This window comes from Labrenzia sp. 5N (assembly GCF_012395805.1).
Classification (GTDB): Bacteria; Pseudomonadota; Alphaproteobacteria; order Rhizobiales; family Stappiaceae; genus Roseibium; species Roseibium algicola.
Window position 1 is genome coordinate 75,151 of the sequence record NZ_JAAZTM010000004.1, and the last position, 23,630, is coordinate 98,780.

Annotated in this window: 19 protein-coding genes; 7 read left to right on the forward strand and 12 right to left on the reverse strand. The window is 60.5% G+C overall.

The genetic code is table 11. The features are described from left to right. Nucleotides 1-34: 34 nt before the first annotated feature. Nucleotides 35-733 (reverse strand): type 1 glutamine amidotransferase, encoded by a 699-nt coding sequence (locus tag HEP89_RS03430; RefSeq protein WP_168691332.1) that lies wholly within the window; start codon nucleotides 731-733, stop codon nucleotides 35-37. A gap of 156 nt (nucleotides 734-889) precedes the next feature. Between HEP89_RS03430 and HEP89_RS03435 the strand changes: the two genes are divergently transcribed. Continuing rightward, complete coding sequence (locus HEP89_RS03435) at nucleotides 890-1,807, forward strand: DMT family transporter (RefSeq protein ID WP_023002111.1); 918 nt, start codon at nucleotides 890-892, stop codon at nucleotides 1,805-1,807. A gap of 39 nt (nucleotides 1,808-1,846) precedes the next feature. Here HEP89_RS03435 and HEP89_RS03440 read toward each other — a convergent pair whose 3' ends face one another. Next, nucleotides 1,847-2,737 carry a LysR substrate-binding domain-containing protein gene (locus HEP89_RS03440; protein ID WP_055657693.1) on the reverse strand — a complete coding sequence of 297 codons (891 nt, stop codon included), beginning with the start codon at nucleotides 2,735-2,737 and terminating at the stop codon, nucleotides 1,847-1,849. 172 nt (nucleotides 2,738-2,909) lie between these two features. Then, the gene (locus HEP89_RS03445; protein ID WP_006935582.1) at nucleotides 2,910-3,785 is read right to left on the reverse strand and encodes a LysR substrate-binding domain-containing protein; all 876 of its coding nucleotides are present in this window, start codon (nucleotides 3,783-3,785) and stop codon (nucleotides 2,910-2,912) included. A gap of 263 nt (nucleotides 3,786-4,048) precedes the next feature. Between HEP89_RS03445 and HEP89_RS03450 the strand changes: the two genes are divergently transcribed. Beyond that, nucleotides 4,049-4,363, forward strand: a complete 315-nt coding sequence (locus tag HEP89_RS03450) for a DUF1127 domain-containing protein (RefSeq protein ID WP_168691333.1) — start codon at nucleotides 4,049-4,051, stop codon at nucleotides 4,361-4,363. A 127-nt stretch (nucleotides 4,364-4,490) separates the two neighbouring features. Here HEP89_RS03450 and HEP89_RS03455 read toward each other — a convergent pair whose 3' ends face one another. From HEP89_RS03455 to HEP89_RS03465, 3 genes are all read right to left on the reverse strand, one after another. Further along, a complete protein-coding gene (locus HEP89_RS03455; RefSeq protein WP_168691334.1) occupies nucleotides 4,491-5,264 on the reverse strand; it encodes a DUF937 domain-containing protein in 774 nt (257 codons plus the stop codon). Nucleotides 5,265-5,410: 146 nt separating this feature from the next. Continuing rightward, nucleotides 5,411-6,784, reverse strand: coding sequence for a glutamate--cysteine ligase (locus HEP89_RS03460; protein ID WP_168691335.1), 1,374 nt, complete (start codon nucleotides 6,782-6,784; stop codon nucleotides 5,411-5,413). 352 nt (nucleotides 6,785-7,136) lie between these two features. After that, nucleotides 7,137-7,895 carry a 16S rRNA (uracil(1498)-N(3))-methyltransferase gene (locus HEP89_RS03465; RefSeq protein WP_075284587.1) on the reverse strand — a complete coding sequence of 253 codons (759 nt, stop codon included), beginning with the start codon at nucleotides 7,893-7,895 and terminating at the stop codon, nucleotides 7,137-7,139. 198 nt (nucleotides 7,896-8,093) lie between these two features. On the opposite strand from HEP89_RS03465, the gene xseA reads away from it, so the two are divergent. Together xseA and HEP89_RS03475 are read left to right on the forward strand one after the other, a co-directional pair. Next, entirely contained in the window at nucleotides 8,094-9,656 is a 1,563-nt protein-coding gene (xseA, locus tag HEP89_RS03470; protein ID WP_077290771.1) for an exodeoxyribonuclease VII large subunit, read from the forward strand. A gap of 120 nt (nucleotides 9,657-9,776) precedes the next feature. Then, complete coding sequence (locus HEP89_RS03475) at nucleotides 9,777-10,373, forward strand: DUF805 domain-containing protein (protein ID WP_168691336.1); 597 nt, start codon at nucleotides 9,777-9,779, stop codon at nucleotides 10,371-10,373. Between the two features lie 93 nt (nucleotides 10,374-10,466). On the opposite strand, the gene HEP89_RS03480 is transcribed toward HEP89_RS03475, so the two are convergent. From HEP89_RS03480 to HEP89_RS03500, 5 genes are all read right to left on the reverse strand, one after another. After that, nucleotides 10,467-11,837 (reverse strand): TRAP transporter large permease, encoded by a 1,371-nt coding sequence (locus HEP89_RS03480; protein ID WP_023002120.1) that lies wholly within the window; start codon nucleotides 11,835-11,837, stop codon nucleotides 10,467-10,469. Beyond that, nucleotides 11,834-12,478 carry a TRAP transporter small permease gene (locus tag HEP89_RS03485; RefSeq protein ID WP_023002121.1) on the reverse strand — a complete coding sequence of 215 codons (645 nt, stop codon included), beginning with the start codon at nucleotides 12,476-12,478 and terminating at the stop codon, nucleotides 11,834-11,836. The genes HEP89_RS03480 and HEP89_RS03485 overlap by 4 nt, the downstream gene beginning before the upstream one ends. A gap of 76 nt (nucleotides 12,479-12,554) precedes the next feature. Beyond that, nucleotides 12,555-13,571, reverse strand: a complete 1,017-nt coding sequence (locus HEP89_RS03490; RefSeq protein WP_023002122.1) for a C4-dicarboxylate TRAP transporter substrate-binding protein — start codon at nucleotides 13,569-13,571, stop codon at nucleotides 12,555-12,557. Between the two features lie 440 nt (nucleotides 13,572-14,011). Next, on the reverse strand, nucleotides 14,012-15,406 hold the full coding sequence (locus HEP89_RS03495; protein WP_168691337.1) for a sigma-54 dependent transcriptional regulator: 1,395 nt from the start codon (nucleotides 15,404-15,406) through the stop codon (nucleotides 14,012-14,014). Then, on the reverse strand, nucleotides 15,403-17,223 hold the full coding sequence (locus tag HEP89_RS03500) for an ATP-binding protein (protein ID WP_077290774.1): 1,821 nt from the start codon (nucleotides 17,221-17,223) through the stop codon (nucleotides 15,403-15,405). Before HEP89_RS03500 ends, HEP89_RS03495 begins: the two co-directional genes overlap by 4 nt. A gap of 155 nt (nucleotides 17,224-17,378) precedes the next feature. On the opposite strand from HEP89_RS03500, the gene HEP89_RS03505 reads away from it, so the two are divergent. Beyond that, complete coding sequence (locus tag HEP89_RS03505; RefSeq protein ID WP_055657672.1) at nucleotides 17,379-18,212, forward strand: universal stress protein; 834 nt, start codon at nucleotides 17,379-17,381, stop codon at nucleotides 18,210-18,212. 251 nt (nucleotides 18,213-18,463) lie between these two features. Then, nucleotides 18,464-21,193, forward strand: a complete 2,730-nt coding sequence (locus HEP89_RS03510) for a GNAT family N-acetyltransferase (RefSeq protein ID WP_168691338.1) — start codon at nucleotides 18,464-18,466, stop codon at nucleotides 21,191-21,193. Between the two features lie 126 nt (nucleotides 21,194-21,319). Here the strand turns inward: HEP89_RS03510 and HEP89_RS03515 are convergent, their stop codons facing one another. Next, the gene (locus HEP89_RS03515) at nucleotides 21,320-22,582 is read right to left on the reverse strand and encodes a urate hydroxylase PuuD (protein ID WP_168691339.1); all 1,263 of its coding nucleotides are present in this window, start codon (nucleotides 22,580-22,582) and stop codon (nucleotides 21,320-21,322) included. Nucleotides 22,583-22,704: 122 nt separating this feature from the next. On the opposite strand from HEP89_RS03515, the gene HEP89_RS03520 reads away from it, so the two are divergent. Next, complete coding sequence (locus HEP89_RS03520) at nucleotides 22,705-23,625, forward strand: LysR family transcriptional regulator (RefSeq protein WP_168691340.1); 921 nt, start codon at nucleotides 22,705-22,707, stop codon at nucleotides 23,623-23,625. The last annotated feature ends 5 nt before the right edge of the window (nucleotides 23,626-23,630 follow it).

Sequence of the window (23,630 nt, forward strand, 5' to 3'; positions counted from 1 at the left end):
GGACACACCCCCGGAACCAGAAGCGCGAAAGTTCTCAAAGCAACGACAGCCAGGCCTTTGCAATTGCGGCTCCGGTCTCGTCGGCCTTTGCTGCATGGCGGGACGCTTCGGTGTCGAAACGGCTGTGCCAGTCCGGCGTATGCGCAAGAATGTCGTCACTGAAGGCTTCGCTCCAGTTACGTACTTCCGGAAGGCCGGTTTCGAAATGGAACTGGATTGCGTAGGTCAAATCGCCCATGCGGAAGGCCTGGACCGGTGTCATGGCGCTGCTCGCCAGAAGCACCGCCCCGTCCGGCAGCGTTACGGTGTCGGAATGCCAGTGGAACTGAGGAGCACCGGCCCCGAGCTTGCCGACCACGGGGTCTTCCAGCCCTGCGTCGGTCGGTGTCACGTTGCGCCAGCCGAATTCAACCGGCAAGCCGAGAAGGTTCTCTCCACCAAAGGCGCGGGCGATCAGCTGCGAGCCCAGACAAATGCCGAGCACGGGCTTGCCGGCATCGTCAAAGGCACGGATCAGGTCGCAGACCTTCGGCAGATGCGGGTAGGCTTCGTCCGCCAGCGCGTCCTGGGCTCCGCCCAGCACGACCAAGCCGGCAAAAGCATCGGTGCCTTGGGGTAGCGGCTCGCCTTCAAATGCCTTGACGGTGTGCCAGCTGTGACCTTCCTGCGTAGCGACACGGCCGAGAACGCCAAGTTCCGTATGCTGATAGTTCTCAACGACGAGAAAATGCATGTTGTCCTCTAACCTGCTCACGAGCCTTACCGCTTCAATTCCGGCAGGACTTTATCCATGCGCAACCTTGATGAAAACATCAAAAACAATCATTTGCATTGAAGTGTCCTGACCGCCAATCTTAGGAACAACATCCCCATAAAGATCGGTTCATTCATGAGCGTTGCATCCCCCAGCCTCCGGCCCGGCTCTGCCGGTTTCAGTGCAACCGACTATGGTCTTTACGCGGCGACGGTTCTTGCCTGGGGCTTCAGCTGGATTGCGATGAAGGGCCAGGTGGCAACAGTCGCGCCTGAAGTGTCTGTGTTCTGGCGCTTTGTGCTGGCAGCGTCGATCATGATGGCGTGGGCACGCTTTCGCGGACACCATCTTGCCTTCGGCCTCCAGGATCACCTGCGGTTTGCCGGACTTGGCGTGTTTCTGTTTTCCACCAACTTCACGCTGTTCTACTACGGCGCGGCCATTTTGCCGTCCGGTTTGCTGGCGGTGATCTTTTCGACCGCCTCGATCTTCAACCTGTTTCTGGGACTGATCCTGTTCGGCCAACGACCAAGCCCGATCGCTCTCGGTGCCGGGCTGCTCGGCTTTCTGGGTATCGGCCTGATGTTCTGGCCGAAGCTGGCCGGGGCAGAGTTCAATGACGAAGCTGCCATTGGCCTCGCCATGTGTGTCGGCGGTACGTTGTCCTTCTGCCTTGGCAACATGCTGTCGGCTGACACCCAGCGGCGCGGCATCGGCGTTACACCGGCCACTGCCTGGGGCATGGTCTACGGCATGCTTTTTCTGGGGGTCTTCTCGGCCCTGCGCGGCCAGAGCTTTTCCGTCGAATGGTCCGTGAACTATTTCGGAAGCCTGATCTATCTGGCTGTTGTCGCCTCGGTCATCGCCTTTGCTTCCTACCTGACCCTGCTCGGCCGCATCGGCTCGGCGCGGGCAGGTTATGCCACCGTGATGTTCCCGGTGGTCGCTCTCACTCTGTCGACCATTTTCGAAGGCTATCAGTGGACGCCAGTGGCCGCCGCCGGTCTGGCCTGTGTTATCGGCGGCAACCTGATGATGCTGCGCGCCCGGTAGGTCCATCCCTGACATGAGAAGAAACCGGACGGCGGAGGTTTATTCCGCCGCCAGTTGCGTTGTGCCGCTGCCAACGTTGCCGATGGCCGCCACCAGGTGGTTGCACAACGTATCGTGCATGGTTTCGCGTGCCGTATCCGAGCGCAGCAGGGCGATGTCGCAATAGGGCAGCGTCGGAAAGCCGTCCTTCTCGTCCAGAATACGCATGCCGTCTCGAATCGCGCTTTCAGGAAACACCGTCACGGCAAGTCCGGCCTGAACCGCACCGACGAGAGCCGCCGCGCTGGAGCTTGTGTAGGAGACCCGGTAGGGGCGTCCCGCCCGGTCGAGCGCATCCATCGAAATCCGGCGCCAGCCACAGGTCACCGGTCCGAGTGCCAACCGGACAACGTCCTGTGTGTGGGCGCAATGTTGGTTCGACGTAACCCAGTAGAGCGGCTCACGGCGAATGATTTCACCGCGCAGGTCCATCGTATCCTGGGAGGTCGTGATGGCGACGTCGAGCGTTCCTTCCCGGATCGCATCCGTCAGCCGGGCACTGGACAGACATTCCACCTGCACTTCAATGGAAGGATTGAGCCGGTTGAAGGCCGCCAGCACCTGCGGCAGCAGCCGGTCGGCATAATCGTCCGGCACGCCCAGCTTCACATGGCCGACTTCCTTCTGGCCATTGAAGGCAGACAGGGTCTCGTCGTTCAACATGATCATCCGGCGGGCGAACTCGACCAGCCGCAGGCCGTTTTCCGTCAGCCGGGACTGGCGCCCGTCCTTGATGAAGATCGGCTGACCAACACGCTCTTCCAGCCGCCGCATCTGCATGGAGACTGCCGACTGCGTCTTGTGCACAGCCTCACCAGCCTTGGTGAAGCTTCCCAACTCCGCGATCGCCAAAAACGTTCGAAGTTGGTCGATGTCCAGTGCGTGATGCATGCAAGGACCCTATGAAATGAGCCACAAAACCGGTGGTGAAATTTGAGATTCGAATTGATTTACTAAAGATACATCACAACTTCTTACACTTCAATCGATATTTGGCCAGCAGGACAAATCAATACTCTAGGTAAGATTTTGAAATCGTTCCGGGAATTCCGTTCGCCTGCAACTATTCGGCCGCGAGCGGAACCGAAAGGTTGTCGAGCGATGAAACAATGTGCTCGACCAGGGCATCCGTGACCCGGGAATTGTTATGCCAGGACCGCATGATACCTATTTCGCAATCGGGCAATTTCGGGAAACCCTCGGCTTCCGTCAGAACCCGCATGCCGGACCGAAGCGCAGATTCCGGCAGAACGGAAATGGCAAGCCCGGCAAGGACGGCGGCGCCGACTGCCGTAGAGTTCCAGCTTGAATAAAGCAGGCGATGTTCGCGCATCTGATCGCTGAGCGCATTGATCGCAGCCCGGCGCCAGTCGCAGGTAGCGCGCCCCAGCGCCAGAGGCAGAGGCGACTCGTTTTCCACCGCGTGGCGGGCCGAAACAACCCAGAGCAAAGGTTCACGCCGTACCAGATCAACGTTCTTGCGACCACGCTTCTGTACGTGGGTGATGATGGCGACATCCAGCTCACCCTCGGCGATCATGTCGGCCAGATTGGGTGTCGGGGCGCAGACGACGCTGACTTCCGCCTTGGGGTTGGACCTGGAAAAGCGCGCCAGAATTTCCGGCAGGAACCGATCTGCGTAGTCGTCCGGTGTGCCCAGACGCACGAGCCCGGCAAGTTCCGTGTCATCGAAAGCGGCAAGCGTCTCGTCGTTCAATTGCACGAGCCGGCGCGCATAGTGAAGCAGACGCTCGCCATGCTCGGTCAGGCGGGACTGCCGGCCAACCCGGACAAAGAGCGGTTTGCCGATCCGCTCCTCCAGACGGCGCATCTGCATCGACACCGCCGACTGTGTCTTGTGCACATTGTCCGCCGCCTTGGTGAAGCTGCCGCTTTCGGCGATGGCCACAAAGGTCCGGAGCTGATCCAGGTCGAGCATGAGCGCCTCACTGATAAAGGATGCTCATATTTAACATGGCATCCATTTAAAGGGGAAATGATTTCGCGAAGCGGCCGCCTTGCTTGAATCGAAGCGCTTTGGGGATTTTGACTTCACAGAAAGTGATAATTTCAATCACAAACATTCGTTGGATTAATAGCAGCAAACAGTCCACATAGGGGATGTTCCACAACAAGCGACGCCAAATCAGGCTCGGAACAGGCAGTCGGAATCCCTCCGTCCGCCAACAGGAGAATTTTGCCATGACACATACAGCAAGCACCCCGTTCTTCGCTCTCTTCGGGCAGATGGTTGCCCGTGTATGGCGTGTGTCCAAAAACCGTCGTCAGTTCGCGGAACTGAATGACTGGTCCGACGAGCAGTTGAAGGACATCGGCCTGACGCGGAGCGACGTTCGACGCGCATTGGCCCAACCGTTCTATACCGATCCGACATCCCTGGTGAACGGATCTTCAGCGCTCCGCGAGACCATCGGCTATAGCGCCGCCAATTCGGCGCAGGACAAGCCGGTGATGACACTCGTGACCGAAAGCAAGACCCGCCAGCTGGCGGCCTGACCTTTCGGCTGACCTCCCCTCATTTGCAGCCCCTGTCGGCAAGCCTTGCTGACGAACCTGACCCGCCTCCCCGGCGGGTCTTTTTTTTTGCAAAATGCTTTTGGGGCGGCCCAAGCCTGAAGACGTCTCAAACGTCGCGGAAATCCTTGGCGGCCTTTTCGAAGAAACTGTCGAAAGCCTTGAACTGGTTGGACTGGAAATCACGGCCGGCTGACATCCAGCTCGACACCATTTCCTCAAACTCGGACGCATTGCCTTCAGGGGCATCCGGCTCGTCGTCCGGCGGCAATTCTTCTTCCAGCGGCTCGGGCTCAGGCTCTGGCGCCGCGGGTTTGGTAACGATGCTGGCCGGTTGCAGAAACGCGCCCCAGAAGGATTGCATCGCCTCGGCATAGCCTTGCAGGTAGTCGACCGGGGTCGGCTGCGGTTTCGGCCGGCCTCTTGCAAAGCCGCGCAGATAGGCGTCTAGCAGGTTACGAGCTTCGCCGTGGACAAAGGGCCTGGCGATCTGCCCCATGGCAAGCGTCGCCGCCACTGGCATCATTTCCTGGATGGCATCACGCTGAAGGCCTGTGAGGCCGGAAATCTGGCTGGCAAGCGCCTTTTGAACAGCTTCAGGCCCGAAAAAGGGTGTCAGGGCTGCATCGGACGGGCTCTGGAACAGGCCTGCGTAGCCGGCAAAGGGGTTTTGCGCGACTGTGCCAAGAGGCGACGTCTGCCCGAGGAACTCGGAAAAGCCCGGTACCGTACTGCCAAAGTAGCGGAAACCGTTGAGCGCGGCAGGCAGGAGCTGCTCCATCACCCGGCTAAGGTCTTCATTCGACCAGCCGAAGCGGTTGCGCACATCTTCCGACAAGGAAAAGATGTCGAAGGGAGGAGCTCCCGTCTCGCTGCCAGTCATTTGCGTCGCTCCGCTCACGCTGTTGCAAGGCCTTGAGAAAAAAGACCGATCACAGACAGAGTGACGCTTCGCGGGCCTCAGGTCAATTCAGGCCTTTTGCGGACAGCGCCGGTCGCCCACAACTTGATGCTGCGGGCGGAGCTTCTTCAGTAGGCGTAGTCGCGGAAGACCTGGCTGATATCGCCCTTCCAGGAACCGTTATAGCGCTGCAGCAGAACGTCTGCCGGGCACATGCCGGAGGCGAGGCCTTCCTCGATCGGAGCCAGATGCACGCGCTCGTCCAGATCGCCATCGCTCAGGCGATTGCGACGCTTGAGACCTTCCTGGGACAGGGCAAGCACCTGTTTGGCGACATCCAGAACGGTGCCTGAGCGGAAAGGTGTCTGCAGGGCGGTTTTGGGTACGCCCGCACGAAGAGCCGCGCGCTCTTCCTGGGTCCAGTCCTTGACCAGTTCCCAGACCTGATCGAGCACGCCCTTGTCGTAAAGCAGGCCGACCCAGAGTGCGGGCAGAGCGCAGATGCGCCGCCACGGGCCGCCGTCGGCGCCGCGCATCTCGATGTATTTCTTCAACCGGACATCCGGGAATAGCGTGGACAGGTGGTTGTTCCAGTCACCCATATTTGGCGTTGCATCCGGAACCTTGCCTTCCAGCGCGCCGTTCATGAACTGGCGGAAAGTGGTGCCCGTAACGTCGTAGTAGGTCGAGCCGCGCTTGACGAAATACATCGGCACATCAATTGCCCATTCCACATAACGCTCGAAGCCGAAGCCTTCCTCGAAAGCGAAAGGCATGTCGCCGGTGCGGTCGTGGTCTGTGTCGGTCCAGATCTGGGCGCGGAAAGACTTGAAGCCGTTCGGCTTGCCTTCCGTGAAGGGTGAATTGGCGAAAATGGCGGTCGCGATCGGCTGCAGAGCCAGGCCGACGCGCATCTTGAGGGCCATATCCGCTTCGGACGAGAAATCGAGGTTCACCTGGATGGTGGAGGTCCGGTACATCATGTCGAGACCAAGCGAGCCGACCTTCGGCATGTAGTTGGTCATGATGTCATAGCGGGATTTGGGCATACGCGGCATGTCGGCACGCGACCACGTCGGGGTCATGCCGATGCCAAGGAAGCCGATGCCGAGCGGTTCGGCCACGCGGCGCACATCGGCAAGGTGCTGGTTGGCTTCGCGGCAGGTCAGGTGCAGGTTGTCGAGCGGCGCGCCAGAAAGTTCGAACTGACCGCCCGGCTCGATGGAAATCGCGCCGCCGCCGCGGTCGTCTGCCAGACCGATGATCTTGCCGGCGTCCTCGATCCGCTCCCAGTTGATCAGCTTTTCCATGCCGGTCAGGATGGCCTCGACGCCCTTTTCACCGCCATAGGGAATTGGCGTCAGTTCGTTCAGGCAGAAGCCGAATTTTTCGTGCTCGGTGCCGATGAGAAACTTCTCTTCCGGCTTACAGCCCTCCTCGAGCGTCGCGGCAAGATCCGCAACCGTTTCAATCGGGGTGGAGTCGACCGTATCGCGGGCCATGAAAGCGTCCTAAAAACTGCGCGGCCCGTCAGGCTGCCCCCTACAAACCGCAGTGATCCGGCGCGTTCCGGGAGGAACGCTTTTGAGCCTCGGTGATTTAGGTTTCTTGAAACAAGAATGCAAGCAAGGAAACGACACCGAAGTGTGCGTGGTGATCATGCCGGTCCGTTTCAGGAACGCAAGCCGTTCGTCGGGGAATGTGCAACCGGCTTCTGCGACGGCGCCGATCCCAGCTTTGCCCTGACCTCGCAGAGGAGCGATACCAGATCAAGCAAGGTCCCCTCCCCCAAAGCTTTCACGTGATCCTGAACATGAATAACGGTTCCGTGCAGCCGGACAGCCGGACAGCCGCCTACCTCCAGTCGCCCACCGTTGCCTGCAGAACCGCCAGGGCCGCGACAGCTGCCGTGTCGGCGCGCAGGATACGTGGGCCCAGGGGAATTGGCGTGACAAAATCGAGACTGCGCAGAAGAGACCGTTCCTCATCGGAAAACCCGCCTTCCGGCCCGATCAGTATGGCGAGCGGCTTCGGACCGCTTTCCTTCATCTGGGCCAAGGTCAAAAGCGGATTGTTTGTCCCTTCCGCTTCATCGCAGAACAGCAACCTGCGGCCGGGCTGTGCTTCGTTCCAGACCGCAAGCACATCTGTCAGCGGCTGGGGCGCAAGAACTTCCGGTACGGCCAGAACACCGCATTGCTCGGCCGCTTCGATCACATTTGCTTCCATCCGCTCAAGATTGATTCGGCTGGCCTGGGTATGCTGGGTCAGCACCGGCTTCAGGCTGCCAGCTCCCATCTCCACTGCCTTTTGCACCATATAGTCCAGCCGGGCGTGCTTGAGCGGCGCGAACATGTACATCAGGTCATTTGCCGAGGTTTGCTCGCGAGTGCGTTCCATCAGCTGCAAAGTGCAGTCGCGCCGGCCGTTGCTGACGATCTTGGCCAGCCATTCACCATCATTGCCATTAAAGACAAGCACGTAGTCGCCATCCTTGAGGCGCAGAACGTTCAGCAGATAGTTCGCCTGGCTGCGGTCCGCATCTATGCGTGCGCCATCGGCAAGGATATGTCGCAGGAACAGTCGTTGCATATTGAACTCGTATTTGGCCATGGTGCTTAGGTATGCGCTCGATTGTGAGGGTTTCAAGGCGGTTCGGATGGCTGTGGAAGCTTCCACAGCCTATTCGATTCTTACGCGCCTGCTTAAGCCGTATCTTCTTTTCCCAAGCCTTGGGCAAAGGCGGTCCGCACGGTCCTTGACCCTGCCTCCCCGAACGGCCACTTTCGGGGCAGAAGAGGAATCACCTGCGTGAGCGAAACCCAGTCCAACGTCGCCGAATTCTCAGTCTCCGAAATTTCCTTCTCCATCAAGCGTACGATGGAGGATGCTTTCGGTTACGTGCGTGTGCGCGGCGAGCTGGGCCGGATCTCCCGGCCGGGGTCCGGTCATATCTATCTGGACCTGAAGGACGACCGCTCGGTCCTGTCCGGCGTTATCTGGCGCGGGGCTGCCTCCAAGCTGAAGATCCAGCCTGAACAGGGGTTGGAGGTGATTGCCACCGGCAAGATCACCACGTTCCCGGGCCAGTCGAAATACCAGATGGTGATCGACTCCCTGGAACCGGCGGGAGCTGGCGCCCTGATGGCGCTGCTGGAAGAGCGCAAGAAGAAACTTGCTGCGGAAGGCCTCTTTGCCGAGGAGCGCAAGCGCCCGCTGCCGCCCTTGCCGAGTGTCATCGGCGTGGTCACTTCTCCGACCGGTGCCGTCATCCGCGATATCCTGCACCGGATCGCAGACCGCTTTCCGCTGCATGTGCTGGTCTGGCCGGTCCGCGTCCAGGGCGAGACCTCGGGTGCGGAAGTCGCCAACGGCATTCGCGGCTTCAACGCCCTGCAACCCGGCGGACCGATCCCGCGGCCGGACGTCCTGATCGTAGCCCGCGGAGGCGGCAGCATCGAGGACCTCTGGGGCTTCAACGAGGAAGCCGTCGTCCGTGCAGCCGCAGACAGCCAGATCCCGCTGATCTCGGCCGTCGGCCATGAAACCGACTGGACGCTGATCGACCTTGCCGCCGACCTGCGTGCCCCGACGCCGACAGGCGCTGCCGAATTTGCCGTGCCGGTGAAGGCCGAGCTGATGGCCATGGTCGACGACCGTTCCCGCAGGCTCAATTCGGGCCTGGTGCGGTTCGTGACTTCCCGGCGCACAGAACTGCGCGCCGCCAGCGCCGCCCTGCCCGCGCCGCAAGACCTTCTCGCCCTGCCGCGCCAGAAATTCGACACCCTGGCCAGCAGCCTGGAACGCGCACTGATCGTGAGCACCAGAACGCACCGGACCCATTACCAGAATTTTGCCGGACGCCTGTCACCGCTGCTCCTGTCCCGCCTGAGCACGAAAGCCCGGCAGGACCTTGTCCAGGCGAGCGAACGCAAGCAACGCGCGCTGCAAGTCGCTGTCTCGCAAAAGCGGCATGCCTTCGAAGCCCTGGCCGTGCGGCTGACACCGGCCCGGCTCGCCCAGCAGACGACGCTCGGGACCGAGCGCCTGTCCGGTCTGGGTGACCGGCTTGACCGGGCCTATCTTGCCCGTCTTTCGCAGGAAAAGGCGCGCCTTGACGGTTTGCAGAAACTCCTGAAGTCGCTTTCCTACAAGGATGTGCTTGCACGCGGGTATGCCGTGGTGCGCGACGACAGCGGCCAACCGGTACGCTCGGCAGCAGCGATCGCGTCTGGTGCAGCCCTTTCCATAGAACTGGCGGACGGTACGGTTGACGCCGTCGCGCTCAGCGACAGTGCCGGCCCGAAGCCTGCCAAAGTGAAAAAACCGGCGACCGGCAAGGGACCGGCAACCAGCCAGGGCAGCCTGTTCTGAACGGGAAGAAAACCCTCCGCAATTTCACCAAGATTTAACCACGTCCCTTACGTCAATCTTAAGCCGGCTCGCGTAAGGTTACCTTCGTTCTGACAAGAAATTTTCGGACGGGGGATACTCATGCCTGTGCAGCGCAAGCAATTTGGAAAACGTGGACTGGACCCGCAAGGTCAGGGCCAGTGGGGCCCGAGCCAGAACGGTTATTCGGGCAACAATGCCTATGCTTCGAGCGCTGGCGGGTATGCGCGCGCCGGGGGCGCCGCCGTTCAGGTTGCCGGCGACAGCAGTCTTTCCATCATCGATGCGGTGATGCAGTTCCTCGGTTTCTTTTTCAGCTTCAACGGCCGCATCGGCAGGCTCGGTTACTGGGGTATCGGCACATTCAACCTGATCATGATGATCGCGGTCATCTTTGCCTATTTCACCGCGATCGAGAACGAGATTCAATACTACGCAAACGCGGACGAACTGCTGGCAAGCGGAAGTGGACTGACCATGTGGTTGCTGATCCTGCCGTTCTCCATTTCGAACCTCTCCGTTCAGGTTCGCCGGTTCCACGACAGGGATGTGTCGGGCTATTGGCTGCTCGTCTGGTTCATTCCGATTGTCGGCAGTCTCTTCGCCCTCTGTCAGGGCTTCGCCAACATGTTCTTCTCCGGCACACAGGGACCCAACCGGTTCGATACGCCGCAGAGCCAGGCTCACATCTTCGATTAACCCGAACCCGGGGCAATTCCCCGGCCAGCAACAAAAAACGCCGCCGGAAAGACCTTCCGGCGGCGTTTTGTTTTCTTCATCTCGGCTTTCCCGTCAGGCCATCAGCTCGGGCAGGATGGTGATGATCGAAGGGAATGCCAAAAGACCTGCGATGGTCAGGACGTCTGCAACGAAGAACGGTACGCAGCCGCGGAAGACTTCCTGCACCGGAATATCCGGCCGCACTCCCGAGACAACGAAACAGTTCAACCCGATCGGTGGTGTGATCAGACAGAGTTCCGCCATCTTCACCACCAGAATGCCGAACCAGATCGAGCAGGCCTCACCCGACATGCCGAACGCACTGTCGGCAGCCGACACGCCTTCACCGCCGTTCAGCGCCATCACCGCAGGATAGACCACCGGCAGCGTGAGGATGAGCATGCCGATCGCATCCATGAACATGCCGAGAACGGCGTAAGCCAGGAGGATGCAGACCATCACCACCCAGGGCGAATAATCCAGGGCGACGATGAAGTCCTTGAAGGCGTCCGGCAGGCCGGCAAAACCCAGGAACCGCACGTAGACAAGCACGCCCCAGATCAGGGTGAAGATCATCACCGTCAGTTTCGCGGTCTCGTGCAAGGCCTGGCCGAGCTGCTTGGTCCGCATACCTTTCATAAACGCAACAACCAGCACCACGAAGGCGCCGAGCGAACCGGCTTCGGTCGGGGTGGCCAGACCGAAGAAGAACGAACAGAAGATGATCGCGACGACGGCGATGATCGGCAGGGTTCCGGGGACGCTTTCAAAGCGCTCTTTCCAGGTAAAGCCGCCGACCGGTGGTGCATCGCCGCGCCAGGCGGCAACGGCCACGATGATGCCGACGTAGATCAATGCCGAGAACACGCCCGGCAGGAAACCGGCGATCAAGAGCTTGCCGACCGACTGTTCCACCAGAATGGCGTAGATCACCAGGATTGCGGACGGCGGGATGAGCGAGGCCAGCGTGCCACCGGCGGCAACGACGGCAGCCGACAGTCGTTTGGAATAACCGGCGGCCAGCATTTCGGGAATGGCGACACGCGCAAAGACCGCGGCCGTTGCCACCGATGCACCTGATACGGCTGCGAAACCGGCAGTGGAGAACACCGTGCCCACGGCCATGCCGCCCGGCAGCCAGCCCAGCCAGCGCTTTGCCGCTTCGAAAAGCTGCTTGGTAAACCCGGCGTAGAAAGCCAGGAAGCCGATCAGAATGAATGTCGGCAGCACCGACAGGGCATAGGTGACCGACTTGGAATGCGGGATCGTGCCGGCCATCTGCAAGGCCACGAAGAAGCCTTTCGAGAACCCCATTTTCAGGGAGAACAGCACGATAAGGCCGACCAGTCCCGTAAAGGCCGCGGCAAAAGCCACACGCACACCCAGGACGACGAGGACCAGCAGGACGCCGGTCATCAGGAGGCCAACTTCAAACGGCGTCATCGCGCGCCTCCTTCTTCCACGTCATCGCCAAAGGCTTCTTCGATCTCGTGTTTGGCGTGTTCCTCGACACCCTCGATCATCGGCACGCAATAGGCTTCACGAGACGGGTTCACGACCAGACGGGCGTACCCGTAGATCTGCATGCACAGGCGCAGGAACAGGAGACTGAGCGCGACCGGAACCATCAGCTTGGACGGCCAGGTCGGCAGGCGGATATCCATGGTGCTGTCGCCGATCGTCCAGGACCGGTCGAAATGGTACCAGGAGCCCCAGATCAGGAGCGCGACCGTGAAGGCGATCAGGATGACACCCAGCATTTCGCAGATGTAAAGCGTCCGGCCGCTGAGCCGGCCGAGCACGATCTCCATGCGGATATGGCCCCCGACGCGTTGGCAATAGGCAATACCGGCGAAGGCGAAGATGGCCATTGCCTGTTCGGTGATGTCGATGAAGCCGGGTACCGGGGTATTGAAGCCCAGGCGGCCGACAACCTGAAGGACGGCCAGCAGCATCAAGGCCAAGATGGCTCCTGCGGCAAACAGGTTGAAGGCATTCTCGACGTGAGCGAGCCAGCCGTCGAAGCGGATATAGGTGACCGGGCGCTCCGAAACGGAACGTCCTCCGGGATCGATTGTGTTCATGAGTTAAGCCCCGAGCATTGGCTTCCCGGCGCAGGTCGCGCCGGGAAGAGTGTGAAACAGTCCAGGCTTGCCGGGCTTATTCCGCGAGGGTCGACTTGACCATGTCCAGGATGTCCTGCGCCGGCAGACCGTTGGCGGACTGCTCTTCCACCCAGGCGGCCTGGATCGGACCGGCCTTTTCGGCAAAGGCAGCCAGTTCGGCATCGGAGAACTCGACCTGCGTCACACCACGGCTTTCCAGTTCCGGCCACCACTTTTCGTAGACCTTGTCATAGGTCTCCAGGTAATGCGCCAGGGCCGGCTCAACCGAGCTGTCGAGAGCTGCCTTGAAGTCGTCCGGAAGAGCGTTGTAAGCGTCGATGTTCACGATTACCGGGCACTGCACGGTTCCCGGGTTCAGGTTCTTGGTCCACCAGTTGGCGACTTCAACCACCTTGAACGACAGATGCGCATGCGGTGCGAAGCTGGCAGCCGCCACCGTACCGGAATCAATCGCCTGATAGGTTTCCGAAGCGGTCACGGAGGTCGGCACCGCGCCGACAGATTCCATCAACTGGCCGATGCCGCCAAGGGCACGCACGCGCATGCCGTCAAAGTCGGAAATCGAGCTCGGCACATCGCCCTTGCCAGCAAAGTTGTACTGCGGCATCGGCGAAGGCATCAGAGCCTGAGCGTTCCAGCGGCCAAGGTCTTCCTTCACGGCGGGATGCTCATAGAGCTTCATCGATACCTTGATTTCCTGGTCAAGGTCCTTCACGCCCAGGAACGGCAGTTCCAGAACCGTCAAGCTCGGGTTCTTGTCCGGGTGATAGGAGGCGCAGATCTGCGCCATTTCGAACGCACCGAAGGAAATGCCATCGAGGTTCTCGCGAGACTTCGACAGGGCTTCGCCGTACTGCAGTTTGATTTCGAACTTGCCGTCGGTCTTTGCGGCCACTTCTTCGGCCAGCTTTTCGACATGCTCGGTAAACGCACGGCGCTTGCCCCAGAGCGACACGTTCCAGGTTACGTCGGCGGCGAAGGTTTCGGTGGCGAATACCAGAGACAGCGCAGCCGCGGATACAGCGGTTGCGGATTTCAGTGAAAAGAGCATGCAATCCTCCCAAGACGTTTGCTCATTTCCTTGACAGCTCGGCCTGAACGCCTCCGCGCACAAGCCCGTGCCAAGTCGATGAGCCTGTAGCATGACCCGTGCCAGTTCTTGCTGGCAACACTTTCCGGCAGGAAATCGATGCTTCTTTCCGCCCCACCCTCGAATTGCTGCAGTGCAGCTCGGCAAGATCTTGCCGATAGCCCGATACCCTCGGCGGATTTCCGCCGGTTCGGGATGATGTGGGGAGCTTGTCTGCCAGCTTCAGACCGCCGTCTCATTTCCCGATTACCTCCATCCTGAGGCGGACCATCAGGTCCGTATCGAAGGATGCGCAGCACACTCGGGAGCCAGCGGCCCGTCCTTCGAAACAGCGCTCACGCGCTTCCTCAGGATGAGGCTGGATATTGGGGCATCGCTCGGGTGAATGCTCTCAGGAATGCCTATCCCTCGACAGTCTCGGCATTCGCCTGATCGCGGCTGAGGCCGAGGCGGGTCATTTTTTCATTGAGCGTTCGCCGCGGCAGGTTGAGTTCCTGCATCACGTCGGCCATCCGCCCACCGTGACGACGCAAGGCACCTTCGATCAGGTTGCGCTCATAGGCGTCCATCAGCTCCTTCAGGCCACCTCCAACGGGAACCGGTCCCGTTTCCCGCTGGCCGGTCACCAGTTCTTCCAGCGGCTGCGGCGTGACCGGTGCGTTGAGCACGAAGCGCTCGGCGGCATTGCGCAGCTCCCGGACGTTTCCCGGCCAGCCATAGGTTTGAAGGAAAGCCTCGTCGCGGGCGCTTGTGGCCGGGGCATCCAGACCATACTGGGCGGCGAAGCGGTTCAGGAACGTGTCGAACAGCAGGAGCGCATCACGGCCTCGCTCGCGCAGTGGCGGTACCCGCAGTTCAATCGTATTCAACCGGAAGAGCAGGTCCTCGCGCAGCCGTCCGCTGCGCACTGCTTCCCTGGGGTCGACATTGGCGGCGCTGACCAGACGGATATCGACATCGACGGGTCTTGTGCCGCCGATACGGTCTACCTTTTTCTCCTGCAGCACGCGCAACAGCTTCGGCTGCAACGCCAGCGGCATGGAGACAATCTCGTCCAGGAACAGGACGCCGCCACTTGCCGCCTCGATCCTTCCTGTCCTTTGCTTGTCTGCACCGGTGAAAGCGCCGGCCTCATGGCCGAACAGCTCCGCTTCCACCATGGCCTCCGGCAGGGCTGCCGCGTTGATCGCCATGAAAGGCCCCGCCTTGCGCGGGCTGAAATCATGCAGAGCCTGGGCAATCACTTCCTTGCCTGTGCCGGTTTCACCGGTAATGAGAACCGCAGCATCCGTTGCAGCAAAATGCAGGATTTGCTGGCGCAGGGCCTGCATGGCGGGGCTATTGCCGATCAGGCGGCTTTCCAGACCCGCGCTATCGAGCAATTGCGTGCGTAGCGAACGGTTCTCCAGAACAAGCGCACGCCTGTCACACGCCCGGCGAACCACGTCGGCAATCAGATCTGGATCGAACGGCTTTTCGACAAAGTCATAGGCCCCGGCCCGCATCGCCTCGACCGCCATCGGCACATCGCCGTGACCGGTAATCAGCACCACTGGAAGATCCGCGTCGAGCGCCCCGATCTTGCGCAGAAGCGAGACGCCGTCTTCCCCGTCCAGCATCACATCCGAAACGACGCAACCCCGGAATTCGGCGGACAATCTGGCAAGCGCCTGACCTGCCGTTGCAACTTCATGGGTTTCAAAACCTGCAAGTCTTATCCATTGCCGCAGGGCCGCGCGCATGGACGGATCGTCGTCGACGATGAGGACTGGAATCTTCTGGGAAAGGTCGGTCATTCTGCGGCTTCTGGTTCCCGTTCGGTCCTGGTGCCGGAGGCCCTGTCACCGGCGCTGTCACTGGCTCTTTCACTGGCTTTCTCGCCGGACAAGGCAGGCAGACGCAATTCGAACACAGCACCCTTGGGGGTGTTTGCACGCACCGACAAGCTGCCGCCCAGGTCCTCCGCGAGCCGCATCGATATGGCAAGGCCGAGCCCCATGCCCCCGCTGCTGGTCTTGGTGGAAAAGAACGGGTCGAAGATCCGTTCCTTCAGGTCCTCCGGGATGCCGGGGCCGTTATCGGAAATTGCCAGCACCAGCTCTGTCCCTTGCCGTTCCGCGTGCAGTTTGACTTCACCGGCCTCTTCGCCCGCCGTTGCATCGGCACCGTTGCGCAAGAGATTGACCAGGATCTGCTCGATCCTGAGCGGAGCGGTTTCCGCCTCCAGCGGATCGGGCGGAAGGTCCAGTTTCAAAAGGCAGCCGGTCTCTTCAAACCGGGGCCGCACGATCTTTTCGGCGGTCCGGACACTTTCTGTCAGGTCAATCTTCTCGATACGGCTTTCACCGGGCCGCGCAAAGCGCTTCAGTTCCTGCGTGAGGCTGGCCATGCGCATCTGCAGGGAATCGATTTCGTCAAGGTTTTCCGAGGCGGTTTCCGTGTCGCCCTTTTCCAGGAACTTGCGTGTTCCGGCAACGAACATGCGCAAGGCCGCCAGCGGCTGGCTGAGTTCGTGCACGACTGCCGCGGACATTTCGCCCACAGCCGCCAGACGGCTGGAGCGGGCAAGGCCGCGCTGTGCTTCCAGAAGCTCTTTTTCAACGCGCCGCCGTTCCTGAATCTCCTCCACCAGACGGGTGTTCAGCTCTTTCAGTCCGGCCGATTCCTGACGCAGCAACGCGGAGGCCTGGCGCAGACGCCGACCGCGCAGTACAAGGACAATGACCGCATATACAAGGCAGAGCGAAATGGTTGCCGCCCAGATCGGCAGCACGCTCTTGCGGGTCTCTTCCACCGGGACCAGGAAATGCAGGGTCCAGCCAAGCAGGCCGACATCCGCCGAATTGTGCCGGTAGTTCTTGCCGTCGATGACGAGCTGCTGTCTTTCCTGATCCAAACTATCGCTGACCGGGGACAATTCCCGACCGGCATACTGGCGCGTTGCCTCAATCATCTGGCGCACCTCCTGCGGCAGCGCCGTCAACGTCCGGTAGCGCCAATCGGGCTGGCTCGACAGGAAAATCACGCCATTGGCGTCGGAGGCAAAGACGGTCTCACCACCTTCGGCCCAGGCTTCTTCCAGGGGGCCCATGTCCACCTTGACCACAGCCACACCAACCGGCTTGCCGCTGACCGGCGTCGGCCGTGCCAGGAACAAGCCCGGCTCGTCCGAGGTCGCGCCGATTGCAAAGAAGCGACCTTCCTCGCCTTCAATGGCGGCTGAAAAATAAGGCCTGAAACCGTAGTTTCGGCCGACCAGCGACAAGTCTTCCTGCCAGTTGCTGGACGCCAGGGTCGTGCCTTCAGCATTCATGACATAGAGCAGATCCACGCCTGAATTTTCGGCCATTTCCTGCAGGAACCGATTGGCGCTTTCCGATGGCTGGCCAAGGCCCAGCGCTGACGTTGCGCGGGGATCCCGCGCAATCATGTAAGGCAGATAGCGGTACTTCTGATATTCGCCCAAAATCGTCTGGCGATAAAGCGTCAGCCGCTCGGCGGCCTTCCTGTCAACGCTGTCCTCATCCAGCTCCATGAAGAGCTGAACCAGCATGAAGGCGACAGCCACGAGCAGGAACGGTGGCAGGGCCAGATAGAGCCAGCGGTTTGACATGGCTCCATATTGCGCATTTTTTTCATTCCCGCCACCCGACCGGCTATCAGAACAAGTTGGTGACATTGATGCGCGTCAAGGACTCACCACATTCAGACCTATAGATTTTTAACGAGGCTGGTTCGATGACATGATACCGGCCGCTGGAGGGATATATGCCTATCAAAGATATTTTGACCGTTCTGGATCTCGCAGGTGACCAGCCGGCCGCCAAATACGCCCTGGAATTCGGCCGAAACTACGATGCCCATGTCACCGGACTGGCTGTGTCGTTCGAGCCGGTCGTTCCCGCATTCGCGGCCGCGCCGATGCCGGTCGACTATTTGCAGGCAGCACACGAACAGGCGGTTGCCGCGGCCACCGAGGCCAAGAAGGAATTCGACGAGCTGGCCCGTCTGGCAGGTGTGAAGAGCGAAAGCAGGCTCGCGGAAATCCTCACCGGCGGCCCCCTGGAAAACGTGCTGGTTCATTGCCGCCCGACAGACCTGGTGGTCATCGGTCAGGCCAATCCGGACAAGCCGGAGCCGATGCGTGAACTCTTGATCGAGACCGTCCTGTTTGAAAGCGGCGTACCGGTTCTGCTTGTGCCTTACATCGGCAGCAAATCCTTCCAGCCGAAGAACGTGCTGGTTGGCTGGGACGGCAGCTCCACCGCGACACGGGCCATCCATGCGGCTCTGCCCGTTCTGGAAAAGGCGGAGAAGATCACGGTCCTGGTCGTCGAGAAGAAAGCCACGAAAGCAACCGGCCAACCGGGTGCCGACGTCGCCAACTATCTGGCACGCCACAACATGGATGTCACCGTCGAGGTTGTCACCAACCCGCAAGCCGGCATTGCCGACACGGTGCTCAACCATGTCTCCGACAACAGCAACGATCTGGTTGTGATGGGCGGTTACGGCCACAGCCGCATGCGTGAATTCCTGTTCGGCGGGGCAACCCGGGAAATCCTGGAAGCCATGACCGTACCGGTTCTGATGGCCCATTAAGCCACTGGCGCACACTCGATCGCCGAGATTTTGCGATGCATGAAGCCCGCGAACCTGACACACTCCGGTCCGCGGGCTTTTTTTGACCGGAAAACATGATGAAACTGCAGGCTCGAAACACCGGCAAGGCCGGACGCTCGTCTGCAACCACCCTGTTGTTTTTCGCTTCTTGTTCGTGAATTTTGCGACGCGAGACCTAGGTTCGTTTCAGACGCCTTGTTCCTTGCGGAGCTTTTCAAAGGATCGATCTCATGACCATTCGCAACCTCGACGGTTTCTTTGCGCCAGGATCGATAGCCATTATCGGCCCTTGCAGGCATCCGGGCGTCCTGACCAGCAAGTTGATTTCCTGCCTGCAGGATATCGAGGCCGGCCATCCGGTAACGCTCGTCGGGATCGACGAGGATGTCCCTTTCAAGGGCCGAAAGGTCGCTCGGCTGGCCGATCTGGAGAAAATGCCGGATCTGGCAATTTATCTCGCCAAAGCGGAAGCGCTGCCGGAAAAGATCCGGATCCTTGCTGCCGGTGGAACCAAGGCCGTGCTTATCCCTTCGCCCGGATTTGAAACCTGGCCTGAAGAGTTGCTTCAGGAGTGCCGCGAAGCCGCGCAGGCGACGAACTTGCGACTTATCGGACCAGGCACGCTTGGCCTTGCCGTTCCCGCCAGGGGACTTAACGCACTCCTCAGCGCGGAGCGCCCCGAAAAGGGGGAAGTCGCGTTTTTCGCTCGTTCCGGTGCCGTGCTCAATGCAACGCTTTCCTGGGCGAAGACCCACAACACCGGATTTTCCGCTGTCGTTTCTCTCGGCGCGCGGATGGATGTCGATATCAGCGACCTGATCGACTATTTCGCGCAGGACTATCATACCCGTGCGATCGTGCTTCACCTGGAAGGCATCGCGGTCCCGCGAAAGTTCATTTCCGCCGCCAGGGCAGCTGCCCGCAGCAAGCCGGTAATCGTGATCCGCTCCGGCAAGAGCCGGGATACAGGCGGCTCGGGCAGAACCCACGCCGGGCGACTCGCACGAACTGACCGGGTCTATGAGACCGTGTTTCGCCGCACCGGCCTTTTGCGGGTGCATGATCTTGACGAGATGTTCGAGGCACTGGAAACCCTCTCCCACATTCGCGTTCCCCGCTGCGACAAGCTTGCCGTCATTGCGAACGGGCGCAGTCTTGCCAGTCTTGCCGTCGACAGGCTGATGGATCTGGGCGGCTCCTTCGCCGAGCTTGGCACCGAAACTCGAACAGCCCTTGAAGACACCAGCCGGAGCCATGCCGGCCTGTCGGTGACACCCGCTGCCGATGGTTCGGTAATCCTGAAGGAGAACGTGACACCGGAACAGATCACCGAGGCAATCGTCACGGTGTTGAAAGATCCGAATGTGGATGGTGCGGTCGTGCTTCAGGCTGCCAGTGCCTTCCAGCCCTTGTCGGCCATCGCAAAGGCAATTGCCGATGCGGCGGCACTGGACAGGCGACGCACCGGGCGGCGCAAGGCCCTTGTCGCCGGTCTTATCGGTGGTGATGGGGCAACGCGTGCTGCCCTTTCCCAAGCGCGCATCCCGAACTATGCCAGCCCGGCAGAGGCTGCCCGCAGCCTGATGCATCTGGCGCATGATGCGCAGGCGCGCGAATTCCTTATGGCGGCCCCGGCCAGCCTGCCCAGCACGTTTTCACCTGATGTTGCGCGGGCACGCGGCATTGTCACAGCGGCGCTACAGGAAGACCGCACCTGGCTCAGCCCGCCGGAAGTGGTCTCCGTTCTGGAAGCATATGATCTGCCGATCATGGCAACCGCCATGGCGACAACGCCAGAGGAAGCCGGCAAACTGTCGGAGCCTTTCTTCAAGACCGCGGCTCATTGCGTTGCCAAGCTGATTTCACCGGATCTGCCGTTCAAGTCGCGCATCGATGGTGTGCGGCTGGGGCTGGAAAGCCCTGAAGCCGTCCGTCACGCGGCACAAGAACTGATCGAAAAGACCAGACGGGACTACCCGGACGCCCGGATCGCCGGGCTCTCCATTCATCCGATGCTGGAAGACCGGCACGGGCTGGAACTTTATATGGGCGTTGCCGAAACACAGGACTTCGGCCCGGTCCTGGTGTTCGGCCATGGTGGTACCGCAATCGAGGAAAGCGAAGACGTCGCGCTGGAATTGCCGCCGCTGGATCTCAATCTGGCAGAAGCACTGATTTCCCGCACACGAATTGCCAGGCTTCTGGATGGCGGACCGGCGCGCCCAGCCCTCGACAAGGCAGCCCTTGCCCAGGCGCTGGTGAAACTCTCCCAGATCACCATCGATATTCCCGAGATACAGGAACTCGACATCAACCCACTGGTTGCCCTGCCGAGCGGGCTTATCGGGCTCGATGCCCGCATGACGTTGTGCCATCCGGAAAAGCGACCGGGACGTGCCGGCAGTTCCCGCCTGGCCATCGCCCCCTATCCCCAGGAATGGGAACAGACACTTGAGTTGAAGGATGGGCACGAGATCTTCATCCGGCCCGTGCGCCCGGAGGACGAGGACCTGTTCAAGACGTTTTTCGAGCAGGTAACACCCGAAGACCTGCGCCTAAGGTTCTTTGCACCTGTGCGCGATTTCAGCCACAGGTTCCTGTCCCGGCTGACGCAGCTCGACTATGCCCGCGCAATCGCCTTTGCTGCCATCGAACCCAAAGACGGCAGTTTGCTCGGCGTCGTCCGCCTGCACGCGGATCCCGACCATCAAACCGGCGAATACGCGATCATGGTCCGCTCCGACCTGAAGGGACAGGGCCTCGGCTGGACCTTGATGAAACTGCTCATTCGCTACGCCAGGGAAGACGGCATCGAGGTCATCAAGGGCGAGGTTCTGAAAGAAAACACCTCGATGATCTCCATGTGCCAGTCGCTCGGCTTTTCCGTCGGCACTTCTCCGGACGATCCCGGCATAGCCCTCGTGACGCTGCCTGTGGCGGAAGTGCCGGAACAAATCTGAACGCGTTGCGCAGTCCGCAACGCATCTGATTGCCGTTTGCCTGTCAGCACGCCCACATGGGCGTTGCCCCAAACAAAAAACGCTCCCCGCAAGGAGGAGCGTCCCGGGTGGTTCATCTGCAGATGCTCAGTGCGTTGCGGCCATACCGAAAGGCAGTTGTTCGCGGGCGTTCTTGTACCATTCGATGATCTTCTTGCGCTCGTCTTCTTCCATGAAGGAGACGTTGGCGGGCGGCATGGCGTTGGTAACGCCTGCCTGGAGGTAGATCTGCTTTGCGGCGCGCACGACGTCTGCCTTGGTTTCCAGATGCAGGCCCTTGGGTGCCCAGTGGATGCCTTCGTAGAAGGGTTCGCGGGCGTGGCACATGCCGCAGCGGCCGGGAATGATGTTCATGACATCATCGATGCCTTCCGCATTGGCGAATACCTGTTCGGTCTGCGTCAACGGACGGGCATCCGACGCTTCCCAGGTATCCTGCTGGAGCGGTGCCATGGACAGCTGGATGATGGCGACGAACAGGATCGCCGTTGCCAGCCAGGTCCAGGTCGGTGCCGGAGCACCCGTGTGCTTGGTGTTGAAGTAATGCCGGATGGTGACCCCCATCAGGAAGACAAGGGCAGCGATCAACCAGTTGTATTCCGAAGCGAAGGCGAGCGGGTAGTGGTTGCTCAGCATGAGGAACACGACAGGCAGGGTCAGGTAGTTGTTGTGGGTGGAGCGCAGCTTGGCGATCTTGCCGTATTTTGCGTCCGGGGTCCGCCCTGCCTTCAGGTCCGCCACCACGATCTTCTGATTCGGAATGATGATGAAGAACACGTTCGCGGTCATGATCGTCGCGGTGAAGGCACCGAGATGCAGCATGGTGGCGCGGCCGGTGAAGATCTCGTTGTACCCGTATCCCATGGCCACCAGCAGCGCGAACAGCAGCAGCATCAGCAGCGTCGGGCTTTCGCCGAGCTTCGACTTGCACAGCCGGTCATAAACCAGCCAGCCGATGGTCAGAGAACCGGCGGAAATCAGGATACCCTGCCACAGGGCAAGATCGGCCTTTGCCGGATCGATCAGGTAAAGCTCGCCGCCGACCCAGTAGACGACCATCAGGAGAGCCGCGCCGGACAGCCACGTGGAATAGCTTTCCCATTTGAACCAGACCAGGTGTTCCGGCATGTTTTCCGGGGCCACCAGGAACTTGCGGATGTGATAGAAGCCGCCGCCGTGGACTTGCCATTCCTCGCCATGGGCCCCCTTGGGCAGGTCCGGGGCTTTCTTCAGGCCAAGGTCCAACGCGACGAAATAGAACGACGAGCCGATCCAGGCCATCGCCGTAATCACGTGCAGCCAGCGAACCGCAAAGGCGATCCAGTCCCAAATGATGGCAATGTCCAGCATTGCTTCCCCTCCAAATTCGTTTGACCCAAGCTAGCTCATGCAAGAATTTTCTGGTATCTCGGGATAATTCCGAGCAGTTTCAAAAAAATCGGAACAATAAACCGGCCCGGTTGGACATCCTCATGGCGTATCTGGAAAACATCCGAACCTTTCTGCGCGTTTACGAGCTGGGCAACATGTCCGCCGCCGCACGCGATCTGCGGATTTCCTCCGCCGTCGCGTCGTCGCGGGTGTCCCAACTGGAAGAGCACCTGAACGTTCGCCTGTTCCAGCGAACCACCCGAGCCCTTAGCCCGACAGAGCATGGCAACTTGTTCTATCGCGGTGCAACAAAAATAATCGAGGCGGTGGAAGAAGCAGAAGCGGAGATCAGCAATGTCACCCGTTCACCGCGCGGCACGCTGTTTGTTGCCGCCCCCATCGGCATGGGCCAGCGGCTGATCGCCCCGGCGATCCCGAAATTCAAGGAAGCCAATCCGCTGATCGACATTCGCCTGCGCCTGTCCGACCGCAAGGTCGACTTGACGGGCGAAGGTCTCGATGCCGCGTTCTTCCTTGGCCTGCCGGAAGATTCCAATCTCAAGATCCGCAAGATCGCCGATTGCGACCGGCTGCTTTGCGCCTCTCCGGAGTATCTCGCCCGCAAGGGCAACCCGAAAACAAGCGACGAGCTTGCCGCCGGCCGCCATGACTGCCTCAACATGCGTTATCCCGGTGCGCCGGAATTCCAGTGGCCGCTGCAGACGGATACTGGCGTCAAGCGAGTCGCGGTATCCGGCCCGTTCGAATCCGACCATGGCGATGTCCTGACCGGCTGGGCGCTGGAAGGCCACGGCATCGTGCTGAAACCGGCGTTTGAAGTTGCCGACTATCTGGCTTCGGGCAAACTGGTGCCGGTGCTGGAAAACGAACCGCCGATCCCGGTGCAGATGGCCTGCCTTTACACGCACCGCCGCCGCCAAGACCCGAAAGTACGCCTGTTCCTGGATTTCATGGTGGCGCATATCCAGAAGTCACTTGCGGAGTTGGCAAACACCCACTGAGGGTT